Below are 23170 nucleotides of genomic sequence, written 5' to 3' on the forward strand. Positions count from 1 at the left end.
AGGTTAACTACTATTCACGCCCCGGCTTTTCACACCCAGCGGAACACCGCGCTGGCCATCACGAAGCCTACTCCGGAGGTCACGAACTGGATGTAATCCCCCTTCTTGATCCTCCCCTGGGTCACAGCGTCGTGGAGAGCCATGAACACGCAGGCTGAGCCGGTGTAGCCGTACTTCTCCATTATCGTCGGGGCTTTCTCGATGGGCTGCCCTAGGAGCCTCATCAGCTGGTGTATCATCTCCCTGTTAACCTGCGTGACGAAGTAGTGGCTTATGTCGTTGGGTGTCAGCCCGGCTTTCCTGAGCGTGTCCTGCACGAGCCCGGGCCAGTGTCGGAGGTTGATGTCGGGCGGGTAGCGCTTCAGGTACCTCAGCTTGTGCCACTTCTCCTTAATCACCTCCTCGGAGACAGGCCTAGCCCCGCCCACGTATATACCCCAGTAGTCGTAGTAGCTTCCGTCCGCTATTATCTTCCCGGTTATGAAGCCTGGCTCCTCTGACGGCCCCAGTATCACCGCACCGGCGCCGTCGGAGAAGACCGAGGCCGTCACGTCTTGCGGGTCGATGAACTTCGTCATGGTGTAGGGGGAGACGACGAGAGCGTAGTTAACATCCTCGTTGAGCATGATGCTCTGGCTTGCCAGTATCAACGCGATCGTGTTGTCGGCGCACGCGGCGTTGATGTCGAAGCCCCCTGTTTTCAGCTTCGCCCCGAGCTTGTAGTGGAGGGGGTTGACCGTCGGGGGGGTTTGAAAGTCGGGGGTATCGGTGGCCACGATTATCAGGTCGATGTCGTCGATGCTGAGCTTAGCGTTCTCGAGGGCCATGCGCGCCGCCTCGGCGGCGAGGTCTGAGGGGGGCTGGTCAGGGGATGAGACGTAGCGGTGCTTAATCCCGATCCTGTTCTCGAGGGCGTTTCTCCAGGCATCGGGGAGCTTGAGGCCGAAGACTTTCTCGTAGTCGTCGTTGGTCACGAGGTTCTTGCCCAGCGAGATCCCGGTGCTCACGATGCGCGCGTACTTCTTGATCTCAGGTTTCGCTACCATCGGTTAAGAGTAGAAGCATGGTTTGTAAATAAAAGTAAGGTTAACTAGTTTCCCCTCCGAGAAGTGCTTCAAGCCTTCGCTTGAGCCTCCAGCCCCTAAGCAGCCAAGTCCCCCAGATCCCGTAGGGCAGCGAGAGCACGACAACCACGTAGAGCAGGCCGAGCAGGAAGCTGGGGAGGAGCTGTGCCTGCTGCATGGAGAGCCACCCGACGCTCAGTAGTGTGGGCGAGAGGGCCGAGAGGTAGTCCCTCAGGACGCCGACGAGTATCCCCCCGATTATGGGCCCGGGTAGCGTCCCGATGCCACCTACTATTGTCCCAACCAGGGCTGTGAACGTCTTGTCCGAGGAGAAGACGTCGGTCATCACCGTAGGTATGAGGGCAACGTACACGCTGCCAGCGACGCCGGCAAAGAAGCCCGAGATGAGGAAAGCGGCGAGCTGGTGCGCGAAGACGTTGTAGCCGAGAACGGAGGCCCTGATCGGGTTCTCGCGAACCGCCAGGAGCGATGCGCCGAGCGGGGAGACGGAGATGCGCTTCACCACGAGGTATGAGACGTACAGCGTTAGAAGCGAGAGGAGGTAGAGGTTTATGGGGTAGAGGAACCTGATGACCTTGACATACGGTGCCCCTGCACCCAGCTCGGCGAGGAACCCGAGCGAATCCGCGAACGATTTAACGGAGGCGGCGGCGAGCAGCGCGAGCATCGCCGCGTAGACGACGGTCTTGGCCCACTTCACTCTCCTCCTCCGAGTATACCTAACGTCGTTCACGGCTGAGACGAAGGTGACGGCTAGAGCTAGCGCGAGGACGGCGAGGTACAGCCAGAGGCCAAAGGCGCTCGTCAGCTCTGGTATCGACCCAACCGTTATGGCCACCGTGGTTCTAGCAGTCGACTCGATCGTGCTCCTGAGCGCCTCCGCCACCGCGAGGGTCAGGATAGCGTAGTACAGCCCCCTAACGCGGAAGGCAGGAACACCCACCGCAGTGTATGCTAGAGCGGCGACCAGTGCCGCGCAGATCATCGTAGCCGCGTACGGCACACCGGCGTTTAGCATGATGGCTGTCAGGAACGCCGCAACGCCGAACGGCACAGCGTGGCCGAAGCTGGCTATCCCCGCTAGACCGATGAGCACGTTGTAGCTTAGGGCTAGCAAGGCCCACACGTACGCGATGGCGAGAGTTGAGCCGAGCGTCCGGTCCAGCCAAGGGACGACGAGGAGGGTGGTCAGCGAGGCGTAGCCGACGAACCTTTCCGGGAGGACTAATTGCCTTAGCCTCTCCACTCGCATCACCTACCGAACAGCCCCTCGGGTTTAACCACGAGCACGATGATCATAACGAAGAGGTCGATGGCGAAGGTTATCCATGGGGCAAAGTAGGCTGTGAAGCGGTCAATGAAGCCTATCAGGAGGCTAGCGTAGAAGGCTCCAGTGTAGCTCTTCATCCCCCCGACGACGGGAATCGCGAAGCTGAGCAGCGAGAAGTACACGGGTAGCTCAACCGTAGCGTGCGTCAGGGGCGCTACGAGGGCTCCTCCCAGGAACGCGAGAGCCACCCCCAACGAGAACGCCACCATGAAGAGCGTCGACACATTGATTCCGAACACCTCCGCGAGCTCCCTGCTCTCCGTCCCAGCCCTGAGCTTCACCCCGAACATCGTCTTCGAGAGGACTAAGCTGACAGCGGCGAAGAGCAGGAAACCGAACGAGGCTAGGAGCAGCTTGTACACCCTGACTCTCAGCGAGCCCACCTCAATGTAGCCCGATACGAGGAAGTTGCTGGTCTCGGGGAAAGTCAGGCCAGTGGGCCATATAAGCTGGATCAGCGTGAACAGCAGGGTCATCAGCCCCATCGTGACGAGTAGCTGGGCTAGAGGGTTCCCGTAAACCGGCTTGATAACCAGCCTCTCGGTGGCTAGCCCAACGAGGGCTCCCAAGGCAAGCGTCACGGCGGCGCTGAGAACGAAGTTCCCTGTAAGGTAGTAGAGAGTTACGAAGAGGTACGCTCCTAGGCCGAAGAAGGCCCCATGCGCGAGGTTGAAAACGTCCATCAGGCCGAAGATGATCACAAGCCCGAGGGAAGCCATGTAGATCATGGAAGAGTAGGCTAGCCCGTCAATAACAGCGCTAAGGAAGAAATCCCACGTAAACATACCCACCACCTACAGGCTCACACCAAGAATCCTCCTTACGACATCCCGGTTTTCCTCCAACGCGCTCGCCGGGAAACCCGTCACGACAACACCCTTATCCATGAGGTACACGTAGTCCACTATCTCCCTGGCGAGCGCGAAGTTCTGCTCAACCAGGAGAACAGTCTTCCCGTGTTCATCCTTAAACTCCTTGAGCCTCCTCAGAAACGATTTCACGTAAATCGGGCTTAGCCCCTCGCTCGGCTCGTCCAGGATCAGCAACTCGTGCTCACGCACCATACCGCAGGCGATAGCAAGCATCCTCTGCTGCCCGCCGCTGAGGTTACCAGCCATCATCCGGGAGAGCTTCTTCAGCTCAGGGAATAGGCTGTACACCACCTCGAGCCTCTCAAGTAGCCTGTCCTTGGGGCCGTTGTAGGCGAGGCGGAGGTTCTCCTCCACCGTCAGCGTCGCGAAGATATTCTTCTCAGCCGGGACGTAGCTAACCCCCTTGAGCGTGACTCGATGCGGAGGTAGACCTGTAACATCCTCCCCCTTGAAAACCACTCTCCCCTTAGCGGGCTTGTAAATCCCGGCTATGGTCTTCAGAGTTGTTGTCTTCCCCACACCGTTCTTGCCGAGGATCGCGGTGACCGTTCCTCTCTCGACCTCGAAGGAAACGCCCTGGAGGATGTGGTAGCCCGATATGTAGGTGTGGAGGTTATCAACCACTAGGATCTTTTCGCCCATCTCACTCACCCAGGTATATCCTCTGAACCTCCCGGTTCTCCACGATCTCCCTCGGCGGCCCCTCGGCGATAATGCTACCCTGGCTCATCACGCTAACAGTGTCGGCCAGCTCTAGTACCACGTCTATTTTATGCTCTATGACGACCACCGTCTTCCCCATCTCGTCTCTAAGCCTCCTGACGAGGCGGGTGATGGAGGGCACCTCCTCCGTGGATACGCCGGCCGTCGGCTCGTCTAGGGCTATGAGCTTGGGCTTACCGGCTAGAGCCATGGCTATCTCGAGCTTCCTCTTATCCCCCGGTGTGAGGTCCCGGGCAAGGAGCCCGGTCCTGGCGTAGAGGCCGGTTATCGAGGCGATCCTCATAGCCTCCCAGGTCACCTCCCTGTACGAGGTGACGGGCCTCAAGAAGTCCCACTTCATCCTTCCCCAAGAGGCCTGCACTGCGAGCCTTATGTTCTCGAGGACTGTGAGGTTCGGGAATATCGAGTAGACCTGGAAGGACCTCGTGATCCCGAGCGCGCTGATCGCGTGGGGGGGCTTGCCCGTGATATCCCGGTCCTCAAAGAACACCCTGCCGCTTGTTGGCTTGAGAACCCCTGTTATCAGGTTGAAAAGAGTGGTTTTGCCTGCCCCGTTTGGGCCGATAATGGCGTGGATCGTGTTGGGCTTGACTCCAAGGTTCACGTTGTTGACCGCCACGAGGCCTCCGAACCTCTTGGTAAGGTTGGACGTCCTGAGGATAAATCCCCTCAATCTAGACACCGGTCAGGAACTCCAGGACAGCCTCGTTGAAGAGCTCCAGCCTCTCGCGGTGGGGCATGTGCCCGACTCCTCCTAGTATCAGCGGCTTCGAGTTGGGCACTAGCCTCGACATCTCGTCGACCACCTCAGGCGGGGAAATGTAGTCCAGCTCACCTGAGATCAGGAGCGTGGGAACCTGTATAGACCTCAGGATATCCCGGTAGCTCTTCTGGGTTGCCGCCTCAGCGCTCTGGATGTAGACGCGCTTGTCTGTACGGGAGATTATCTCGTAGATCTCCCTCTTAAGCTCGCTCGGCGCCACGGGGGAGACCGCGAACTCCGCCACCTGCTGAGCGATCTCGTGCATGGACATGTTCTCGAGAACCTCTGTCATTGCAGGCGGGTACTCGGGTGCGGTTGCCTCGAGGACGAGCTTCTCGAACCTCTGTGGTGCGATCTTGTAGAGCTCGAGGAGCACCAGCGCACCCATGGAGTAGCCCACCATGTAAGCCTTTTCGACCCCCTCAGCGTCTAGGACGCTCAGAACATCCCTGGCGAAGTCCTCCATGGTTATCCTCCTGGACGGTATCTCGCTATCCCCGTGACCCCTGAGGTCCACCGCTACTGCGCGGAAGCCTTTCCTGGGGAAGAACTCGAGCTGCGGCTTCCATGTGGCGAAGCTTTCACCGAGGCCGTGGACGAAGACTACGGGTTTGCCCTGGCCCACAGCCACGTAGTGGATCTTCAAGCCGTCGTGGCTTCTCGCGTACTTGTGCTCTAAAAACTCCCATATACCCGAACCCATACACCACTCACCCGACTAGAAACTCATAAACAATACGATTCACATCATGGGGCTTCTCCCAAATCGACACGTGCCCGCAGTCTAGCTCAACGTACCTCGAGCCTGGAAGCTCGTCGGCTATGAGTTTCGAGTACCTCGGAGGGAAGAACTTGTCGTCGAGCCCTGAAACCACGAGTGTGGGTTTACCCTTGGCCAGCTTCCCCCTCAGGTCGAGCCTCACGAACGCCTTTGCCATCTCCTGGAAAGCGTCGAAGTCGATGAGCTCGAAGTTGGGCGCCAGCGAGGCGACGAACTGGAAGTTCTCGTTGAGGAACCTGTCGGAGAAGATGTCCGGGACCATCGCCTGCCAGAGGAGCCTGCCAGACCTCAGCCTAGACACCGTGATCCACCTGTCAACCCTCGCGATGAGCGCCCGGTCAACAGCGTGGGAGGTGTTGAGGACGACCACCTTCTCGATCAGCTCGGGGAACATGCTTGCCGCGAGCAGCGCCACCTTCCCCCCGTAGGATATACCCACGAGCGAAGCGCTCCGGATCCCTAAGCCCTCCATCAGCTCCCTCAGGTCTAGGGCGTGCCTCTCAAGGCTGTAGCCACCCTTAGGCTTGTCGCTGAGCCCCTGCCCCCTCATGTCGTGCAGGAGAACCCTGAAACCCCTGTTCCTCAGGTACTCGGCCTGCACCCTCCACCCAAGGGTGTTCATCGCGATACCGTTCAGCAGCGCAACAGTCTTCTCACCTGTACCCAGGAGCTCGTAGTATATCTTCACGCCGTCGGAAGTCGTGTAGTAACCCATAGCTCTACACCTCCAACCGGTCCCGAGGCTGACCGTACATCTGCTTGAGCGCCGACCGGGATACTTTCCCCGTCTCTGTGTAGATGAGATCCTTCACGACCTCGACGTACTTGGGGATCTTGTACTTGGCGATCTTGTCGCGCAGGAACTCCACCACCTCCTCCTTTGTGATCCTCTCGCCCTCTTTGAGAACGATCAGCGCCTTGGGCACCTCCCCCCACTTCTCGTCAGGCACGCCGATCACCACCACATCCTTGATTTTCGGGTGCATGAGCAGGAGCTTCTCGATCTCCTCGGGGTACACGCTCTCCTCGCCGCTCCTTATTATGTTCTTCAGCCTCCCCACAATCCAGAAGTAGCCCTCCTCGTCCCTCCGGGCAACATCCCCCGTCGCGATCCACCCGTCACGCACGAGGGCCCGCATCTCCTCCTCGTTCCTGAGGTAGCCCGCGAACACGGAGGGGCCTCGGAGGAGCAGTTCCCCCTCCGCGCCAGCCGGCACCTCAGCGCCCTCGGGGTTCACGATCTTGGCCTCAACCAGGAGGTTCGGCTTGCCTATGGAGCCCATCTTGCGCTGAGCGTCCCACGGGTCGAGCGCGAACACCCCTGGGCCCATCTCCGTCATACCGAAGCCCTGCTTCTGGACAACACCCTTCTCGAATATCTTCTCGATGAGGTCGCGCGTCAGCGCCCCACCCCCGCTGGTTATCCACCTCACCGAGGAGAAGTCAGCGTCCTTGAAGCGAGGGGACTGCAGGAGCATGCGGAGCTGCGTCGGGACGAGGAAGAGGAACGATGGCCGCTCCTGCTCAACCAGGTCTATGAACTCGTCGACGTTCCACCTGTGCATCAGGATGCTTGTGCCGCCGAAGATAAGGAGGGGGATGAGGTACGTGTACGCGCCTATGTGGAAGAGAGGCAGTGTGTTGATCGTCACGTCACCGGGTATTATCAGGTCCCTCACGGTGTTCAGCGCGTTCCACAGGATCATCCTGTGGCTAACCACCGCGAACTTGGGCTTCCCCGTCGTCCCCCCGGTTTGGAGGAGCATAGCCGGGTCCTCCAAGCAGCACTCCGCAGATGCCTCTAGCGGTTGCCTCGAAGAGAAGCTGAACTCGCTTGCGCAGTCGTAGCACGCTTTATCCACGCTGATCCCCTCAACACCCTGCTCGAGCTCGCGCTCGTAGAGAACCACCTTGGGCTTAGTCTGCTCCACGAACTCCGAGACCTCCCTCTTGCTGTAGCGCGTGTTTATCGGGGCGAGCACGCACCCCAGCTTGAAGCACGCGAGAAGCACCTCGACGAACTCTATCCGGCTCCACGAGAGTATAGCTACAACGTCCCCCTTGCCCACGCCCCACTCCTCGCGGAGGAGCCCCGCGATGCGACCGGCATCCCTGTCCAGTTGCGAGAAGGTGGCAACCCGCAGGGGCTTCTCGAGATTGTCCTTTAGAGCAACCCAGCCGCCTGTAATGTCAGCTCTCCTCGAGATCCAGTCGTTGACCCACCTGCCACAGCTGTAAACCGCACTCAGGCTCATCTAAATACCTAAGGGAGAAAACACGCGCGTCTTGATTTTACGTTTTTAGTTAACAGGGTTAACCACTGGTAAGTTATAGCCGTTACGGCAGGCTCTTCCTGAAGATCTCCAGGAACTCCTCCCTCTTCTCGACGAACGGCGTGTGGCCGGCCCCCTCTATGATCCTCGCCTCAAAGCTGCCGCCGCGGTCGCGGTACTCTTCCAGGAAAGCCTTTATCTGGCTGAACATGGGCTGCGGTGGGAACACCTCCTCCCCAGGGTAGTTTGGTATGAAGCCGCTCTTCCCCAGGAAGCCGATGTCCACGGGGCTCGAGTCCGAGACCATCAGGTCCTGGCTACCGTGAATCCACACGACTGGTGGCTTGCTGCGGGCCTGCAGGGCCGGCCTAGCGTTAAAGTACTTGGGGGACATGGCATTAAGCACCCCTCTCGTGCCTGGAGCCACGAACGGCCAGTTAGGGCTCTGCGTGTAGTCCCCGGGGTAGAAGTCGTCGCCCAGACTCGCCTTACGCATCATCGAGAGTATGGCTTCGTAAACCCTCTCGCTGGGCTTGTAGCCTGGGGCGAAGTACAGGCCCACGGTGGCGTCCAGCAGTTGCCTCTCGTCGCCGGTAAGAGCTTCACCCTTCTTAAGCTTCTCGAGCACACCGAGGAACATGGGGTTGTAGACCTTGATCAGACCCCCACCGGAGCCGCTGTAGTCCGGGAAGCAGGGCTCGCCGTTGAGGCCCTTGACTCCCCCCATCCCGTAAGGTGGCATGGGGTCTACGAGAATTGCCAGCTCGACGACTTCCGGGCGCCTGGACATCACGTCGAGGACCACTCCCCCGCCCATGCTGTGGCCTACGAACACGGTTTTCCCAACTCCGAGGTGGCTCATTATCCGCAGCACCTGGTCAGTGAACGTTCCAAACCCGCGGGTAGCGTCTATACCGTTGCAGCGCGTTTCCCCGAAGCCGCACAGGTCCGGGGCGACGATTGTGTACTCTTCTGGGATTTCCCCAATGAGCGGATGCCATATTTCGGAGCTCGAGAGATTTCCGTGCACGAGAACCATCGCCTTCCGGCCGCCTTCCCGGAGGAGGAGCGCGTACTCCTCATCTCCAACTTGGATCTTGATGTTTTTCAGCCCTGTCACGGGGAGATTGCGCTTCAATAGGATAAATGCTTAGCGCTTCGAGCTTCGGCTTAGAACGTACTTAATAAAGGGGCATGGATAGCTTTAAAAGTTAGTTTTGCGACGAATTCACGGGATGAAATGTACATAGGAGTGTTTGACATTGAGCAGTACGACTGCCCTGTCGTGAAGCTCACGGAAAAACGTGAGGGAATTACGACAACCGTCTTAACCGTCAACGTCTCGGAGCTCCCGAGAGGAGTGGAGCAGCTCTACCTAACTATAAAGGGGGATGACGAGGCTAGTGTGAAGAACGTCTTGGATGCCATCTCAAGTATCCCTGAGGTTAAGGATTACAAGGTCATCGGCAAGACGGAAGACACGTGGCGCGTTTACATGTATATCCTTAAAACACACACTATGGAGACCAGCGTCAAAATGGGAGCCATGTTCGTGTCGCCGTGGATAGCCAGGAACGGCGTCGAGCGTTGGACCCTAGGCTTCGTCAGCAAGAAGCAGTTCTACGACTTCCTCGACAGGGTTAAGGAGAGGGACCACGTTAGAAGGTACTACCTCAACGAGGTGGCTGAAGACGACTTCGTCGCCGTCTCGGCGAACTACATCCCCGTGCTCCGCATGATATCCCAGCTCAACAGGCTGACTCCCAAGCAGTTGAACCTGCTGAAAATCGCCCTAAGCAAGGGGTACTACTCCTGGCCCAAGGGTGTGGACAGCGTTGACCTCTCGAACATGCTCGGGGTCTCCAGGGTGAGCGTGATAAAGTCCCTCAGGAGGGCGGAGTTCAAGGTTATAAGCTCAGTAATAGACTTCATGATGGCCGTTAAAAAAGACTGGGAGAAAAACTACTCTTAACGCCGCCTAAGCTATTGGGGATGCTATCGTGGTTCCCAGGTCTATGGGTATCACGACCCCGTTCAAAGCCTCGTTCTCCACAACGTGGTAGACCAGCTTCGCTATCTCCTCGGGCTCGACGAGCCTCGGTATAGGAATGCGCCGCATGTACTCCTGGAGTATAGCTGAGGGCACGGCTAGAGCCATCCTCGTCTTCGCGAAGCCCGGCGCTATCGCCACGACTCTGATCCCGTAGGGCGCGAGCTCCTTCGCTAGGGTTTTCGTGAGCCCTATGAGGCCGGCTTTCGAGGCGGCGTAGTTTGCTTGGGCGATGTTGCCGAGAAGCCCAACGATGGACGAGATGTTCACAATCACCCCGCCGCCCACCTGCTTCATGATGGGTAGAACGGCCTTCGAGCAGAGGAACGCTCCCTTGAGGTTGACGTTTATGACCGCGTCCCAGTCCTCCTCCCTCATCCTCTCGAGGTACGTGTCCTTTGTTATCCCGGCGTTGTTGACGAGGACATCTATCCTCCCGGCGAGCTTCACCGCCTCGTCCACAGCCTTGAACACGCTCTCGCTCTTCGAAACGTCCATGTACACAAAGAAGGCCCTGACGCCGTGGCTCCGGATAGCCTCCAGGGTCTTCTCGGTCTCAGCGTCCTGAACAATGTCCGCCACCACGACATCGAACCCGTGCTTCGCGAACTCCAGCGCGATCGCCGCCCCAATCCCCCTGCTCCCACCGGTGACGAGGGCGACCCTCCTGTACTCTTCCTGCACCCTGGGTATGAAGACCGGGAGCTTGCCGAACACGCTCCACTCCTCGACAACCTCGCCCTCCACGCCCTGCTTTATCTTCCCGAAGTACCTGGCAGGTACCCGCGCAACAAGCCTCTCCCCCCTCTCGTTCTCCACGATGGCTATGGCGCACGTGGACTTGTGCGGCTCAACCGACAGGTACAGCTCGCTAAACACCCTCACTCTCCACGCCATACCCCTCACCTCGAAAAGACCAAAACCACCGACGTTGCACCCGTCCCTCCGTGGTTCTCAACAACGCCGACTTCAGCGCCGCTCACCTGCCGCGCCCCAGCTTCCCCGCGTAGCTGCCAGAAAACCTCCGCCACCATACCCACCCCAGTCGCGCCTATCGGGTGGCCCTTAGCCTTAAGCCCCCCGCTCGGGTTTACCGGGTGGGAGCCCGTGAAGCTGGTTACCCCCTCCCGGATGAGCTTGTACCCCTCGCCCCTCGGGGCCAGGCCGAGCATCTCGTAGAGGATTATCTCCGCTATGGTGAAAGCGTCGTGAACCTCGAAGAGGCTCACATCCTTCGCGCTCACACCGCTCATCCTGTAAGCCGCCTCAGCCGCGCGCCTAGCCGCGTCGATGGCCGCTATGTCCGCCCTCTGGTACACCCCGGGGTGGTCGTGGGCGATGCCGACGCCCCTAATGTAGACCGGTGTGTCGGTGTACTTCCTCGGCTCGGAGCTCAGGAGCAAAGCCGCGGCGCCGTCTGAGAGAGGGGAGGCGTCGAATAGCTTAAGGGGCTTCGAGATGTACGGGGACTTAAGTACGTCTTCAACGGTTATCTTCTTCTGGAGCTGCGCCAGAGGGTTCCTCGTGGCGTTCTCGTGGTTCTTGACCGCGACGAGCGCGAGGTCCTCCTCCGTCGCGCCGTACCTGCTCATGTACTCCTGAGCCATCAGCGCGTAAAGCGTCATGAAGGGCGCGCCGACCCTGTACTCCTCAGGGCTACTCGTCCGCATCAGGATCTCGTTAGCCTTCGCTGACGAGCCCACGCTGCTCATCTTCTCGAACCCCACGATTAGGGCGTTCCTGAACAAGCCGCTTGAGAGCATGCGCCAGGCGAGGTATACGGCTGTGGTGCCTGAGGCGCAGGCGTTCTCAACCCGGAAGCCTGTCGCCGACATGTTGCCTATGTAGTGAGCTACCAGGGGTGCTGTGTGAAGGATGTTGCCGAAGCTGTCCGAGTAGTTGGAGACTATTATCAGGTCCACCTCCTCGGGGCTCATCCCCTTGTCCACTGTCTTGAAGACCCCGGTGGCCACCTCCTGGATCATCTCGTGGGCCTCCTTCTGCGACCTGGACTCGTACTTGGTGCTGTACGCTCCAACGACGCCTACACTTTGGGCTTGGCCCGTTTCCGCCACCCAATAGGAAGGTTCAACGCTTGCCTAAATGCCAGGAGGTTAACCTTGTTAGCCTGGACGCCGAGGGAGGGATTCAGGGAAAAAATTACTTAAGAAATTCAATTTAGAAACCCAGGAGGTCGCTGTACCAGATAGTGTACGTGTCGCTGTCGTCGACGATCTCGCTCGGGAGCACCCCGTAGCCGTTGACGGGAGTCCAGTAGTAGGCGTCTATATCGACGCCAGTCGTAGCCATGTAAGCGGCCCACACGAGCTCCGAGCAGTAGTACGATGGCCCGTTCACCTGCTTGTAGTAGCCGTTGTAGTCGTACGGGTAGCCGAGCTTGGAGTAAGCCCAGCTCGCGGCCTTCGCGACGTAGCTGTCCGACACCCCGCGGACCCTCAGTATGATCACGGCGCTGTACCTCGACATGAACTCGCGGAGGGTGTTTACCCTAACCCCCTCGAACAGCGCCTCCACGACGAGCCAGTCCCCAATAGTCGGGTCGTACTTGTAGAGGATCCCCGCGTGCGACCAGTACCCTATGCCTGTCAGCTGCTGGTTAGGGTAGTGCCCTATGACTATGTCCCCGGGTCTGAGCGCAACGTTTGGGTAAGGGTGGGTGAAGTAGCCGTAGGGGTGGTAAGAGTCGCTCGAAGAGGCGGAGGCGGGTGCGACGAGGGCGAGGATCAGCGGGAGCGCCAGAAGCCATGGGAGAATGCTTCTGCCCTTTCTCACAGGCAGGCTACCCCTACTGCTATTTATAAAGTTGCAGGTTAACGTATATACCACCTAAGTAATTCGAACGTACTCAACGATGGGCATGTGCAGAGGCGAAAACTCGACAGGAAAGCGCTCCTAGCAGCCACAGTACTGGCCCTCACCCTTATCCTTGCGCTTCTCAGCTCCCTCGGAGCCAGGGCATCGCTCTTCCAGGGTGTGCAGGCTCAAGAAGTCTTCGTCACAGGGCTCGACGGAGCTAAGCTGAGGTGCATAGTCTTCAAGCCAGCCCAGGCGTCGGGAAGGCTCCCAGCCGTCATCGTTGTCCACGGGCTGGGCGCGTCCTCTGACACCATGAACGCCATCTCGACGGAGCTAGCCAGGAACGGGGTCCTCGTCCTGGCTTTGAACTACCGGGGCCACGACGGCAGTGAGGGAGGGGTCAACTACATCGGGGACCCGATCGCCGCCCCCAACATCTCCAACGACCTCGTGGCATCGCTCAACTACCTCCTCGCCCGCGACGACGTCGACGCGAAGAGAATAGGCGTTGTCGGCTACTCCATGGGCTCGAGGGCGGCGCTGAGGCTGGGCCTCCTCGTTCCAACGGTAAACCCCGTGGTGATGATAGGGCCCTACTACTCCTGGGAGATCGGAGGGGTTAACACGACCTCTCCCAAAAACCTCCTCATTATCGTGGGTGAGAACGACGTAATAACGCCCCCCTCCTCCGCGCTCCTCCTCTTCAACTACGCCACGCGCTCAGAGGGTAAACCCGGCGAGGTCTTCGGCTCCCTGAGCAGCGGTACTGGCAGAAAGCTGGTGATCGTGCCCGGAGCCGACCACTACACAATACCGTTTGCTAAGCAGACGATCCAGGAGGTCGTAGGCTGGGTCCTGCAGTCATACGGGCTCGGAGCCCCGAAGCTCTACCTCGACCCAACCGTCCTCGGAGGCCTCGCGGGGACGGCGAGCTTCCTCACCCTGATCGGCGTCGCAGCGGTGATTTACCTGGCTTCAAAGTTCCAGGCTTTAGAAAAGCCCCAGCAGGCCCCTGTGAAAACCGCGAGGGGCATCCTCCTCATAGCGCTGGTAAGCCTGTACTACCTAACAGTAGCGTTCTACATCCTCCCGCTGGTCGTCGACTGGGGCTGGAGAGTATACCAGTTTGCGATGTTCTCGGGAGGCCAGTACACAATCTATTACTTCGCCTTCCTCGCCCTAGCCCTACTAGTGCCCCTAGCCATCCTCGCGGTCAGGGACAGAGCGCTACCTGGCAGGATCGCGGGAAGCCTCAGGCGAAACCTCACCGCAGGCATCGTCACGGTGCTGGCAGTGTGGATAGTCGTGTACGTGCTGTACAACGCGACCCTGACGGGGGTTGTAGCTAACTACGCGATGAATCCGCTGAGACTCGCCCTCATGGTCTACCTAACGGTAATCCTCTTCCCGCTGGTTCTCGTGGACGAAGCGGTGCTTAGGCTCCTGATCCAGGAGCGCATCCCCACCCGGAGACCGTGGCTCAGGGTCGCAGCCACTTTCCTGCTCGAGTACGCCCTTAGGGTCCTCCCACTAGCCTGGTGGGTGGCGATCTCGTCAAACCCGCTGGCCATGAGCGGCATCCTAGCGAACTACTCTGCACTGAACCTGATAAGCGGCGAGAACCTCGACGTGGTGAAGGCCTTCATGCCGATGAACGCCTACGGGCTCTACTACGCCTTCAGCAGCGTGGAGCTCCTCCACGCCCTGGCTGGCAGCTACGTCTACGAGGAGTACAGAAGCCTCCTAGCGAGCACCCTCGTGAGGGCCTCCACGGTAGCCTTCACGATGGCCGCGGTGTTGGCGATCCTCTAAAAACCTAAAAACTCGTAACGAGTTTTTTACCCTCAACCTCCCTTCTAGCCAGCGCGAGGTACTCCAGCCTCTTGACGACAACCTCCCGAAGCCTCGCGTACCTGTAGAGCGCCGCCAGGGAGCTCGCAGCCCTCTCGGGGGTCGGGTAAGCGGGCACCCCGGACTCGACCAGGAAGCTCACCGCCCTCCTTGACTCCTCGCTACCCACAAAACCCGCCACCACCGGCTTCCTGAAGCCGGACTCCAGGACAGCCTTCACTATCGCCTCAGCCGTCTTCAGCGGGTCAGTTGTTAGCGTCTGGCAGTAGAGCACGAGGACGGCATCCACCTCGGGGTGCTCCAGAGCCCTCTTGAGCGCCAGGTAATAGTACTCGTCCGACGCGCCACCCGTTATGTCAACCGGGTTCCTCGTTGACGCGTAACTAGGTAGGAAGGAGCGAAGGTACTCCACGTAGTCGCTCGGCGGCTCACGGAGGTATACCCCGTTCTCGGCAAGGGTGTCCGTCGCCTGGACCCCGGCCCCACCGCCGTTGGTGATGACTAGAACTCTGGGGCCTGGGGGCGAGCTGTAGCTGGCGAAGAGCTTCGCGTAGTCGAAGGCTGACTCCACGTCCTTTACCTGCAGCGCGCCGACCTGCCTGAGCACGCCCTCCCACAGTAGCGGGCCGCTTGAAAGGGACCCCGTGTGGCTGGCCGCCGCCTTGGCTCCCGCCTCGGTTCTGCCCGACTTGATGACTATCAGAGGCTTCTTGGAGGAGAAGCTTGAGGCTGCGTCGATGAACCTCCTCCCGTTCTCAACTCCCTCTATGTAGGCTATAACCGTTTTAGTGTGGGGGTCCTCCGCGAAGAACTCCAGCAGGTCCGCGTCGTCGATGTCCGACTTGTTACCGAGGCTCACGATGCTCGAGACGCCTACCTTCTCCACTATCGAGTAGCCCATAAGCGCTATGCCCAGCGCCCCGCTCTGGGTGACGAACGCCACGTTCCCCGGCAGGACGTTCGAGGGGCCAAAGGACGCGTTAAGCCTTGAAGGCGTGTACACGTACCCGAATATGTTCGGGCCCAGCACCCGCATCCCGTGCCTCCTCGCGGCGCTGACGAGCTGCCTCTCGAGCTCGAAGTTGCCGACCTCCTTGAAACCCGAGGACAGGACGACCAGGAACTCGACCCCAGCCCGGCCGGCGTCCTCCACAACCTCCAGCACCCTCTCCGCGGGCACGGCGACTACGGCGACGTCAACCTTCCCCGATATGCTTGTGAGCGAGGCGTACGCCTCCAAGCCCATGATGCTGTCCGCAGACGGGTTCACGGGGTAGACCCTGCCGGCGAAGCCACCGGACAGTATGTTTCTAAGGACGATGCTCCCGATCTTCGACGGGTTGCGGGAAGCGCCGACGACCGCTATGGACCGCGGGTGGAACAGCCTGTACAGCCCGCTCGCCACAGCCCATCACCTCAGCATGAACCTCGCGTCGGCCACCTTAGCCCCCAGCCCCTCCTCGAAGACGATCACCGGGTTCAAGTCCACCTCAGAGACCTCGTCCAGGTCCTCGATTAGCTCCGAGACCCTCAGTATTATCTCCTCAACCGCCTTTCTGTCCCTCGGGGCCTCGCCCCTGAAGGCCTCGAAGAGGCGGTAACCCTTAACCTCCCTCACCATCTCCCCGGCGTCGATAGGCGTCAGAGGGGCCACGCGGAAGCTCACGTCCTTAAGCACCTCGACGAAAACCCCACCCAGCCCGAACATCACCACCGGGCCGAAGTAGGGGTCACGCGTAGCGCCCACGATCACCTCAAGCCCCCGGGGAACCATCTCCTGCACGAGAACACCATACACCCTCGCGCCCGGGGCCCTCAGCGTCACGTTCCTCATAAGCGCGGAGTACTTCTCGCGGACCTCCTCAGGCGACCTGACGTCCAGGATAACTCCCCCCACGTCCGACTTGTGGACAACGTCGGGGCTAATGACCTTCAGGACAACGGGGAAGCCGATCTTCTTCGCGATCCTCACGGCCTCCTCGCTGCTCCTGGCAACCCCGTACCTGGGCACAGGTATCCCGTAGTGCTCGCAGAGGCAAAACGACTCGTGCTCAAGCAGCTTGCTCCTACCCTCACTCCGAGCACTATCGATCAAAAAGGACGGAGTGCACTCCAACCCCCAGCACCAGACACGTGTATTCGTTGAAAGTCTAAAATACCCAAAGGTTAACTGAGATAACTCGCCGCTAGGGGCTCGAGCGCCGCTGCGCCTCAGCCGGGAAAAGCCCCACAGCCGTGCACCCGCGGAATGCTCAGCGATCTGTCAACTGTCGTAATCAAAGACCACCACTCACGCTCGATCCAGCCCGCAGGGAAAAAGCAAGGGCACCGATCCCTAGGAATCCTTGCGCCGACCCGGCCGCGGAAACGCCTTAACGCAGAGTCTGAGACTCTAAAGTCTGAGACTTGCGAGTATATGCTTTAAAATTTGAGAGGCGACCCTGACGCCGGGGGGTCCCAAGGCTTCTTTGAACAGCTTAGGTAGCCGAAGAGGAGTCCCGGCGTCGCCGAGTCCGGACAGTATTTAAGCAGGTACCGGTGGTGTGTACCGATGCCGATTCTCGTGGACGAGATGCGCCTCCTGTACTCGCTCCCATTCGCGAGGAGCCTCAGGGAGCTCGCGAGGCTCGCCGGCGTCTCCCCCAACACCGCCGTGAAGTTCTACAACCAGTGGTCGTTGAGGGGCAGGTTCGTCATGGTCCCCGACGACGCCTACTTCGGCTTCGCCAGGGTCGTCTACATAGCGGAGAAGGCCACGTGGCCCGGCTCGCTGCCCTACGGCTCCCTCGAGGTCATGACCCTCAGCTCCCCCAGGGGCGAGCACACCCTCGTCCACGGCCTCGTCCCCCGCGTCATCATCGACGACTACGTCCGGGACCTGGCCGCCACGCTCGGCGAGGGGAGCGCGCTCGTCGCCCAGGAGGTCCAGCACTGGGTCCCGATAAGCAAGCTGCAGGGCCTCAGGCCCGTGGACGCCGAGAGGCTGCCCAAGCTCGTCGACTCCCTCCTCCCGGAGCTCAAGCGAGCCGAGCCGCTCGACATGCCCGACGTCTGGGACCTCGTCTACCTCACGGGCAAGATGATGCTCGGCCCCTTCGCGAGGCCGTCGGACCTCCTCAGGAAGCTGCAGCCGCTCTTCTGGCTCCCCATCCCCGCGCAGACCACCAGGAGCTACCACTACAAGCTCCACTTCCTGCCGGGCTGGCTGTACACCACCTTCCGCGCGCAGCGGAGGCCCCAGGAGGCCGTCAAGGTGGCCCTCGAGCTGGAGGGCAAGGACGCGGCTAGGGTGGCGAAAGCCCTGGCCCTGCTCCCCGCGTGGGGCGTCTCCTTCATCGCCGACCGGCGCGCCGTCTACGTGGGCCAGGTCGACGCCGCCTTCCTCCCCTCGGTCTACGACATACTGCACGGCTGGAGGGCTGAGGCCGTGAGGGGCCTCCTCTTCGCCAAGAGCCACCTGGAGCTGGACAAGCCCCTGCTCTGGAGGTTCCTCAGCGACGACGGGAAGGCGTGGGTGATGGTGGAGGAGAGGGCCAGGGTCCCCAGCTACGTCCCGGAGGAGTGAGGCCGTTCAGCCCCACAGGGACACCACGGCCGTCGCAACGGAGACGAGCAGGGCGCCCGCCAGGTACCTCGCCTCCACCTTCTCGCCTAGTATGGGCGCCGCGAGCAGCACCGCGAAGACCGGGGCCCCCGAGGACACGACGGAGGGGCCCACGGCGTCGGACATCCGCATGGAGGTGAAGAGGGCCAGCGGCCCAAGCCCTATGCCCATCAGCCCGCCCAGCATCACCCAGCCCACCCTGGCCTGCCTGACCTCGCCTACGCGCCTGGCCAGAGCGGGGGCGGTGGCGGCGAGCAGGAAGCCAGTCCTGTAGAGGTTCAGCTCGACTGGGGTAGCGTACCTGAGTGCGATGTAGGCGAGCGTTATGCCCATCCCCCAGCTCAGGCTTGCGCCGAGGCCCGCTAGCAGGCCCCTCGCCGTGTAGCCGCTGCCGCCGTTGTAGACGACCCACATGCCGATGGCCACGAGGGCCGCTGCAATGAGCGCGGCGGGCCGAGGGGTCTTCCCGGTCAGGAGGAAGCTGAACAGCGCGACGGGGAACGGGTAGGTGTAGGCGACGGGGTACACGACCCCGACGGGGGAGCGCGAGAGCCCGTAGATGAAGAGCGAGTCGCCCAGGAAGAACGCGAAGACCGCTGAGGCCGTGGCCACGGCGTAGAACTCGAGGGGCTTAGCCATGCTGCCGCCCGAGGCCAGGAACGCGAGGAGCATGACGGTGAACGCGGGGCCGGCGCGGAGGCCGCTGGCCAGGAGGGGGTGCAGGCTCGAGCCCGAGACGCCCTTCCTGTAGAGCACGCCGGCGAGCGCGAACAGCAGCGCGGCCGCTACGGCGAGCAGGCTCCAGAGCATACCCCGTGAATCGAGTGTCACAATTTAACTTTTCGGGGCGCGGAAGCCCTATATACTGGGTCCGCGTAGGCGTGGCGTGGCCACCTTACGTGAGATCGAGGAAGCAGTGGTCAGGTTCCGGGACCAGCGCGACTGGGCCAAGTACCACACGCCCCGCAACCTCGCCATCTCGCTCGTCGTCGAGGTCGGCGAGCTCCTCGAGCTGCTCCAGTGGAAGACGGACGAGGAGATACTCGAGTACCTCCGCCAGGGGGAAGGGAAGGCGATGGCGTCCCAGGAGCTGGCCGACGTGGCGATATACCTCCTGCTCCTCGCCCACGAGCTCGGCGTGGACCTCGAGCATGCCATACTGGAGAAGCTCAAGCTGAACGAGCAGAGGTACCCCGTCGAGAAGGTCAAGGGCAGGTACGTGAAGTACACTGCCCTCCAGGGGGAGGACCGCCGAAGCCCCGAGGGCTCGGGGCAAGGGTAATATACCCCCTCAACCGCTGAGCATCAGGCATGTACGTCGTGGTCTCCTGCCCCCGCTGCGGGCAGCTGAAGATAGCGAAGGCGGGCTCGAAGACCACGCAGTGCCCCAGGTGCGGCTCGAGGTTCACCGTGGCGAAGAACCTCTACACGAGGCGCGTCTTCGAGAGCCTCGAGGAGGCCAGGGAGTTCCTGAAGAGCGCCACCTCGTGAGGGCAAACTATTAGAGCCTGCGTCGAGCTGAATGGCTGTGGGCAGGCTCGAGCGCAGGGAGGAGAGGCGCAGGAGGAGAAGGCGGCGCCTGCTCCTGCTCATGTACCTCTACGGTAGGATCTGAGCCCGGGAGCGTGGAAGGGTATTTTAGAGGGGCCAGCGTCTAGAAACAGGCCTGAAGCATGCCCGTGCTCCGCCTCGTGGACGTCACGCCCGACACCCTCACCCTCCCCAGGAAGCCCTGCGTCTACGCGCTCCTCTGGGTGCGCTCCGGCAAGCCCGTCCCCATACCCCGCCTCCTCGCCGTCGACCCGAAGGGCATACTCTACATCGCATCCACCGAGAACCTCAAGAGGCGCGTGGCCTCCAACCTCCTCAAGCACCTCCAGGCGGCGAGGCAGGGCGCAAGGCCACCAGACAGGATGCACGCCTTCGTCATAGCCCTCCAGTACACCGGCATGATCGACAAGGTCAAAGAGGAGGAGCTCCAGCTCGCCTACAAGCAGTACCCGGACATCCTCACCGCCGCCCGCGTCGAGAGAGCAGTGCTCGCGGCCTACATGAAGCGCTACGGCGAGCCCCCGCCCATGAACCTCTACCTGAGCAAGAAGCACCTCCTCACCCAGCCCCTCCAGCCCGACCCCGAGCTCCTCGAAGCACTAGGCCTCCCCAGAGCCACCCAGGAGCCAGCAAGCAGGCCCTGACAGCTTTATAAGCCCCGTAAACCCACTAAACCGTGAGGGCAGTGTCCGCGGAGGAGCTCCTGCGCCAGCTCAGGGAGGAGCCGCGCTACAGGCGCGAGCTAGCAGAGATACTAGCCTCGGACCCCGAAATCCGCCTCGCCCTAATCCAGGGGGCACTCAGAGAGGTGGCCACGAAGCAGGACATCGAGAGGCTCACGGCGTACATCGACTCGAGGATCAGCGACGTCGACAAGCGGCTCGACATCCTGAGCGCGCGCATCGACGACGTAAACAGACGTATTGACGACGTGAACAGGCGCGTAGACGACCTCAATGGGAGGCTCGAGGACCTCTCATCCCTAGTCAGGGCGAGCCTCGTCGCGATCGTAGTGACCCTAGCCTCCACGATACTAGTACCCCTTGCCCTCAAGCTACTACTACCCTGAAAACGCACCAATGCCACAACCAACCTAAAGTCGGTCGTCAGCAACCCAAGATCATAAACAGGAGGCTCACGCGGGAGATCGTGGAAGTGATGGGGGAAGGAGGCGAGGCCGGGATCAACCGGTCCCGTTTGGTACTCCGAGGTCTTAGAGCAGTACCATCCGGTGTTCCCGGTACCAGCATGAAATGCCTTCATCTGTGTGATAAACGCCGAGAAAGTTGACGCTTGTTACACAGATCTAGGCGTGAGGCTCGCGACCATGTACCTGTTCACGAGGTACGGAGGGAGGTCCGCGACAAAGGACAACCACGCCGAGCTCTTTGGTAAGTTCGGCGTGGACCTAGACGTTACCTACCTGCGCCAGGAAAGGTGGTCTAGTGGACTTTAACCCAAGGCTACGTCGTATATGTTGACTTCCCGCACTCTCCTCATCAGCAGGACGGAGAGGAACAGCAGGGTCGCCGACGACGCGAGCAGGCCTGTAGAGCCCCACGATCGCCTTCAGCAGCGTGGTCTTACCCGCGCCGTTCGGCCCGAGGATCACCGAGCTACCCCTGAAGACCGCGGAGGGCACCCACAGCACCCTCCTGCCGTCAAAAGCAACCTCAACCCCCTCAAGCCTAATCATACCACACAATGCTCCCGACTGCACCCATATATCTTTTCCCGGAGCAGCCGGCCAACACCCCGCGACGAAGGCGAGGAGAGGCACGAGCTTAAATACCCCGGCTCCGAAAATTATACGGAGAAAACGTGGGAGCAACGCTCAGCAAGGAGGAGAGGCTGAGGATCCTGAGGACCGTCGCTGAGGACGAGGAGTTCCGGCACGCGCTGATGGGAGCGCTGGGCTACTCGGAGCTCCTCTCCAACCTCGAGAAGATATGGAGGGAAATCGAGGGCATCAAGCTTGAGCAGGCGAAGATATGGGAGGAGATCAAGGCTCTGAGGGAGGAGATCAGGAAGATCTGGCAGGAGATCGAGGGAATCAAGCGGGAGCAGGCCAAGATCTGGGAGGAGATCAAGGCTCTGAGGGAAAACCAGGAAAAACTCTGGGAGGAAGTCAAGGCGCTCAGGGAGGAGGCGAACAAGCTCTGGAAAGAGGTTAAGGATCTCAAGGAGGGCCAGGAAACGATTAGGAAGGAGCTAGAGGAGGTGAGGCGCGAGCTCGGCGATGTGAGGCGCATGCAGGAGAGGTACTGCACGACCCTCGAGGAGGAAGCCAGGGACGTCGTCGCCTACTTCCTGAGGCAGAAGGGCCTCGCCGTCGAGCTCGCCTCGCTGCAGCTGGACAGAGAGTACGAGTTCGACATCTACGGCACCGCCCCCGGCATCACCGTCATCGGCGAGGCGAAGGTCAGAGCCGGCGCCGCCCAGCTGGAGAGGTTCGCCCAAAGAGCAGAGGAGGCGGCGAGGCGCTGGCCCGAAAAGTTCCAGGGCAAGGTGGTCAAAGTATTCTACTGCATGCAGGGAGCCCCAGGCCTCGAGGAGGCGGCCAGGAGGCTAGGCGTCTGGCTCATCGTAGCGAACAGGCAGGCCACCCAACCCGGAATCTAGCACCCGCACGAGTTGATGGTAGCGTTTGACTCCTGCTTAGCCTCCGAGGGATCAGTAGAAAGCCTAGCCCGGGAGCCCCGCTCTAGCCCACAGGAGCTTGCGGAAGCGTCTTCAGAAAGCCCCCGGTGATTTGGGGCCCATTGGTTCACTTTAGTACTTGGAACCCGCGATTCGTCCCAACTGGTACCCCTTAGTACTCACAGGGTAAAGGCTGGGGCACTGGGAAGGTTTACACGTGGAGCCAGGTCAAGCGTAGTCTGAACGAGAGGCTCGCCCGGCGGTTTAGCTGAAGGGAGAACGCGAGTCCGAAGCCTCGACACAAAATTTCATATGACAGGAACCAAGTGCTCGTGGAGGTGAGGGGCAAAGCCCTCTTCGAGACCCCTGCCAGCCCGGTCGGGGTTCTCTTCACGAGATTCATCAACGTGGATCCCTAGCGGGCCTCAGGCAACTTCCCGCCGCAGTAGGGGCATGAGGGCGAACCCGGCGGGGGTCGGGGCATCGGCTAGGCTGGCTGGCCTCCGCGCGTGTGGTCTTCGGCCAGCGAGAGGTAAACCCGGTAGAGTGGAAGCAGCGCGCCTAGGAGTAGGAACAGGGCCACGAGCAGTACGAGCCACGAGGCGAGGCCTTGAAGGTACATCGCGGCGACTAGGAGGCACCTACAGCGTGCCCGAGCACGATTGCTGTCTTCATCCCTGAGGCGCGCTGGGCAGGCGAGAGGAGGGGCGCAGGCGACTTCCGGTACACCGAGAAAGCGTAAAGAGCGCCAAGAAGAGCGCCAAACATTACTTCCAACAGCAGTATGGCTGCATAGTTAATTGGATGATAGTACAATGCTCCTATGGCGA

25 protein-coding genes are annotated in these 23170 nt (G+C 60.7%); 8 read left to right on the top strand and 17 right to left on the bottom strand.

Annotation, left to right across the window (positions count from 1 at the left end):
• Nucleotides 1-29: 29 nt before the first annotated feature.
• The 9 genes from MOV14_RS00380 to MOV14_RS00420 form a co-directional block, all read right to left on the bottom strand.
• Nucleotides 30-1046 carry a 3-oxoacyl-ACP synthase III family protein gene (locus tag MOV14_RS00380; protein ID WP_318537245.1) on the bottom strand — a complete coding sequence of 339 codons (1017 nt, stop codon included), beginning with the start codon at nucleotides 1044-1046 and terminating at the stop codon, nucleotides 30-32.
• Nucleotides 1047-1086: 40 nt separating this feature from the next.
• Nucleotides 1087-2331: a branched-chain amino acid ABC transporter permease gene (locus MOV14_RS00385; protein ID WP_318537246.1), complete on the bottom strand. Its 1245-nt coding sequence runs from the start codon at nucleotides 2329-2331 to the stop codon at nucleotides 1087-1089.
• Between the two features lie 5 nt (nucleotides 2332-2336).
• Nucleotides 2337-3200: a branched-chain amino acid ABC transporter permease gene (locus tag MOV14_RS00390; protein ID WP_318537247.1), complete on the bottom strand. Its 864-nt coding sequence runs from the start codon at nucleotides 3198-3200 to the stop codon at nucleotides 2337-2339.
• Nucleotides 3201-3209: 9 nt separating this feature from the next.
• On the bottom strand, nucleotides 3210-3929 hold the full coding sequence (locus MOV14_RS00395) for an ABC transporter ATP-binding protein (protein WP_318537248.1): 720 nt from the start codon (nucleotides 3927-3929) through the stop codon (nucleotides 3210-3212).
• A gap of 1 nt (nucleotide 3930) precedes the next feature.
• Nucleotides 3931-4692: an ABC transporter ATP-binding protein gene (locus MOV14_RS00400; RefSeq protein WP_318537249.1), complete on the bottom strand. Its 762-nt coding sequence runs from the start codon at nucleotides 4690-4692 to the stop codon at nucleotides 3931-3933.
• Entirely contained in the window at nucleotides 4685-5476 is a 792-nt protein-coding gene (locus MOV14_RS00405; RefSeq protein WP_318537250.1) for an alpha/beta fold hydrolase, read from the bottom strand. Before MOV14_RS00405 ends, MOV14_RS00400 begins: the two co-directional genes overlap by 8 nt.
• Nucleotides 5477-5483: 7 nt before the next feature.
• A complete protein-coding gene (locus tag MOV14_RS00410; RefSeq protein ID WP_318537251.1) occupies nucleotides 5484-6269 on the bottom strand; it encodes an alpha/beta fold hydrolase in 786 nt (261 codons plus the stop codon).
• Nucleotides 6270-6273: 4 nt separating this feature from the next.
• The gene (locus MOV14_RS00415) at nucleotides 6274-7809 is read right to left on the bottom strand and encodes a class I adenylate-forming enzyme family protein (RefSeq protein ID WP_318537252.1); all 1536 of its coding nucleotides are present in this window, start codon (nucleotides 7807-7809) and stop codon (nucleotides 6274-6276) included.
• Nucleotides 7810-7891: 82 nt separating this feature from the next.
• Nucleotides 7892-8947: an alpha/beta hydrolase gene (locus MOV14_RS00420; protein WP_318537253.1), complete on the bottom strand. Its 1056-nt coding sequence runs from the start codon at nucleotides 8945-8947 to the stop codon at nucleotides 7892-7894.
• Nucleotides 8948-9067: 120 nt separating this feature from the next.
• Between MOV14_RS00420 and MOV14_RS00425 the strand changes: the two genes are divergently transcribed.
• Complete coding sequence (locus MOV14_RS00425) at nucleotides 9068-9799, top strand: helix-turn-helix domain-containing protein (protein ID WP_318537254.1); 732 nt, start codon at nucleotides 9068-9070, stop codon at nucleotides 9797-9799.
• Between the two features lie 6 nt (nucleotides 9800-9805).
• On the opposite strand, the gene fabG is transcribed toward MOV14_RS00425, so the two are convergent.
• The 3 genes from fabG to MOV14_RS00440 all read right to left on the bottom strand — a co-directional run bounded on the left by fabG (nucleotide 9806) and on the right by MOV14_RS00440 (nucleotide 12670).
• The gene (gene fabG / locus MOV14_RS00430) at nucleotides 9806-10774 is read right to left on the bottom strand and encodes a 3-oxoacyl-ACP reductase FabG (RefSeq protein ID WP_318537255.1); all 969 of its coding nucleotides are present in this window, start codon (nucleotides 10772-10774) and stop codon (nucleotides 9806-9808) included.
• A 5-nt stretch (nucleotides 10775-10779) separates the two neighbouring features.
• The gene (locus MOV14_RS00435; RefSeq protein ID WP_318537256.1) at nucleotides 10780-11952 is read right to left on the bottom strand and encodes a thiolase family protein; all 1173 of its coding nucleotides are present in this window, start codon (nucleotides 11950-11952) and stop codon (nucleotides 10780-10782) included.
• 103 nt (nucleotides 11953-12055) lie between these two features.
• The gene (locus MOV14_RS00440; RefSeq protein WP_318537257.1) at nucleotides 12056-12670 is read right to left on the bottom strand and encodes a YiiX/YebB-like N1pC/P60 family cysteine hydrolase; all 615 of its coding nucleotides are present in this window, start codon (nucleotides 12668-12670) and stop codon (nucleotides 12056-12058) included.
• Nucleotides 12671-12757: 87 nt separating this feature from the next.
• Here MOV14_RS00440 and MOV14_RS00445 point away from each other — a divergent pair, with 87 nt between their 5' ends.
• Nucleotides 12758-14506 (top strand): alpha/beta hydrolase family protein, encoded by a 1749-nt coding sequence (locus tag MOV14_RS00445; RefSeq protein ID WP_318537258.1) that lies wholly within the window; start codon nucleotides 12758-12760, stop codon nucleotides 14504-14506.
• Between the two features lie 4 nt (nucleotides 14507-14510).
• Here the strand turns inward: MOV14_RS00445 and MOV14_RS00450 are convergent, their stop codons facing one another.
• Complete coding sequence (locus MOV14_RS00450; RefSeq protein WP_318537259.1) at nucleotides 14511-15950, bottom strand: acetate--CoA ligase family protein; 1440 nt, start codon at nucleotides 15948-15950, stop codon at nucleotides 14511-14513.
• A 6-nt stretch (nucleotides 15951-15956) separates the two neighbouring features.
• Nucleotides 15957-16661 (bottom strand): acetate--CoA ligase family protein, encoded by a 705-nt coding sequence (locus tag MOV14_RS00455; protein WP_318537260.1) that lies wholly within the window; start codon nucleotides 16659-16661, stop codon nucleotides 15957-15959.
• 435 nt (nucleotides 16662-17096) lie between these two features.
• Here MOV14_RS00455 and MOV14_RS00460 point away from each other — a divergent pair, with 435 nt between their 5' ends.
• The gene (locus tag MOV14_RS00460) at nucleotides 17097-18110 is read left to right on the top strand and encodes a hypothetical protein (protein ID WP_318537261.1); all 1014 of its coding nucleotides are present in this window, start codon (nucleotides 17097-17099) and stop codon (nucleotides 18108-18110) included.
• Nucleotides 18111-18116: 6 nt separating this feature from the next.
• On the opposite strand, the gene MOV14_RS00465 is transcribed toward MOV14_RS00460, so the two are convergent.
• Nucleotides 18117-18980, bottom strand: a complete 864-nt coding sequence (locus MOV14_RS00465) for a DMT family transporter (protein WP_318537262.1) — start codon at nucleotides 18978-18980, stop codon at nucleotides 18117-18119.
• A 55-nt stretch (nucleotides 18981-19035) separates the two neighbouring features.
• Here MOV14_RS00465 and MOV14_RS00470 point away from each other — a divergent pair, with 55 nt between their 5' ends.
• The 4 genes from MOV14_RS00470 (at nucleotide 19036) to MOV14_RS00485 (ending at nucleotide 20769) form a co-directional block, all read left to right on the top strand.
• On the top strand, nucleotides 19036-19431 hold the full coding sequence (locus tag MOV14_RS00470; protein WP_318537263.1) for a nucleotide pyrophosphohydrolase: 396 nt from the start codon (nucleotides 19036-19038) through the stop codon (nucleotides 19429-19431).
• 29 nt (nucleotides 19432-19460) lie between these two features.
• Nucleotides 19461-19640 carry a DUF5817 domain-containing protein gene (locus MOV14_RS00475; protein ID WP_318537264.1) on the top strand — a complete coding sequence of 60 codons (180 nt, stop codon included), beginning with the start codon at nucleotides 19461-19463 and terminating at the stop codon, nucleotides 19638-19640.
• A 182-nt stretch (nucleotides 19641-19822) separates the two neighbouring features.
• Nucleotides 19823-20344 (top strand): hypothetical protein, encoded by a 522-nt coding sequence (locus MOV14_RS00480; RefSeq protein WP_318537265.1) that lies wholly within the window; start codon nucleotides 19823-19825, stop codon nucleotides 20342-20344.
• A gap of 32 nt (nucleotides 20345-20376) precedes the next feature.
• The gene (locus tag MOV14_RS00485) at nucleotides 20377-20769 is read left to right on the top strand and encodes a hypothetical protein (protein ID WP_318537266.1); all 393 of its coding nucleotides are present in this window, start codon (nucleotides 20377-20379) and stop codon (nucleotides 20767-20769) included.
• A gap of 339 nt (nucleotides 20770-21108) precedes the next feature.
• On the opposite strand, the gene MOV14_RS00490 is transcribed toward MOV14_RS00485, so the two are convergent.
• The gene (locus MOV14_RS00490) at nucleotides 21109-21396 is read right to left on the bottom strand and encodes an ATP-binding cassette domain-containing protein (protein WP_318537267.1); all 288 of its coding nucleotides are present in this window, start codon (nucleotides 21394-21396) and stop codon (nucleotides 21109-21111) included.
• A 125-nt stretch (nucleotides 21397-21521) separates the two neighbouring features.
• Here MOV14_RS00490 and MOV14_RS00495 point away from each other — a divergent pair, with 125 nt between their 5' ends.
• Complete coding sequence (locus MOV14_RS00495) at nucleotides 21522-22322, top strand: hypothetical protein (protein ID WP_318537268.1); 801 nt, start codon at nucleotides 21522-21524, stop codon at nucleotides 22320-22322.
• A gap of 505 nt (nucleotides 22323-22827) precedes the next feature.
• On the opposite strand, the gene MOV14_RS09915 is transcribed toward MOV14_RS00495, so the two are convergent.
• Nucleotides 22828-22962 (bottom strand): hypothetical protein, encoded by a 135-nt coding sequence (locus tag MOV14_RS09915; RefSeq protein ID WP_326403746.1) that lies wholly within the window; start codon nucleotides 22960-22962, stop codon nucleotides 22828-22830.
• Between the last annotated feature and the right edge of the window lie 208 nt (nucleotides 22963-23170).

Source organism: Infirmifilum sp. NZ (assembly GCF_022693705.1).
Taxonomy (GTDB): domain Archaea; phylum Thermoproteota; class Thermoprotei; order Thermofilales; family Thermofilaceae; genus Thermofilum.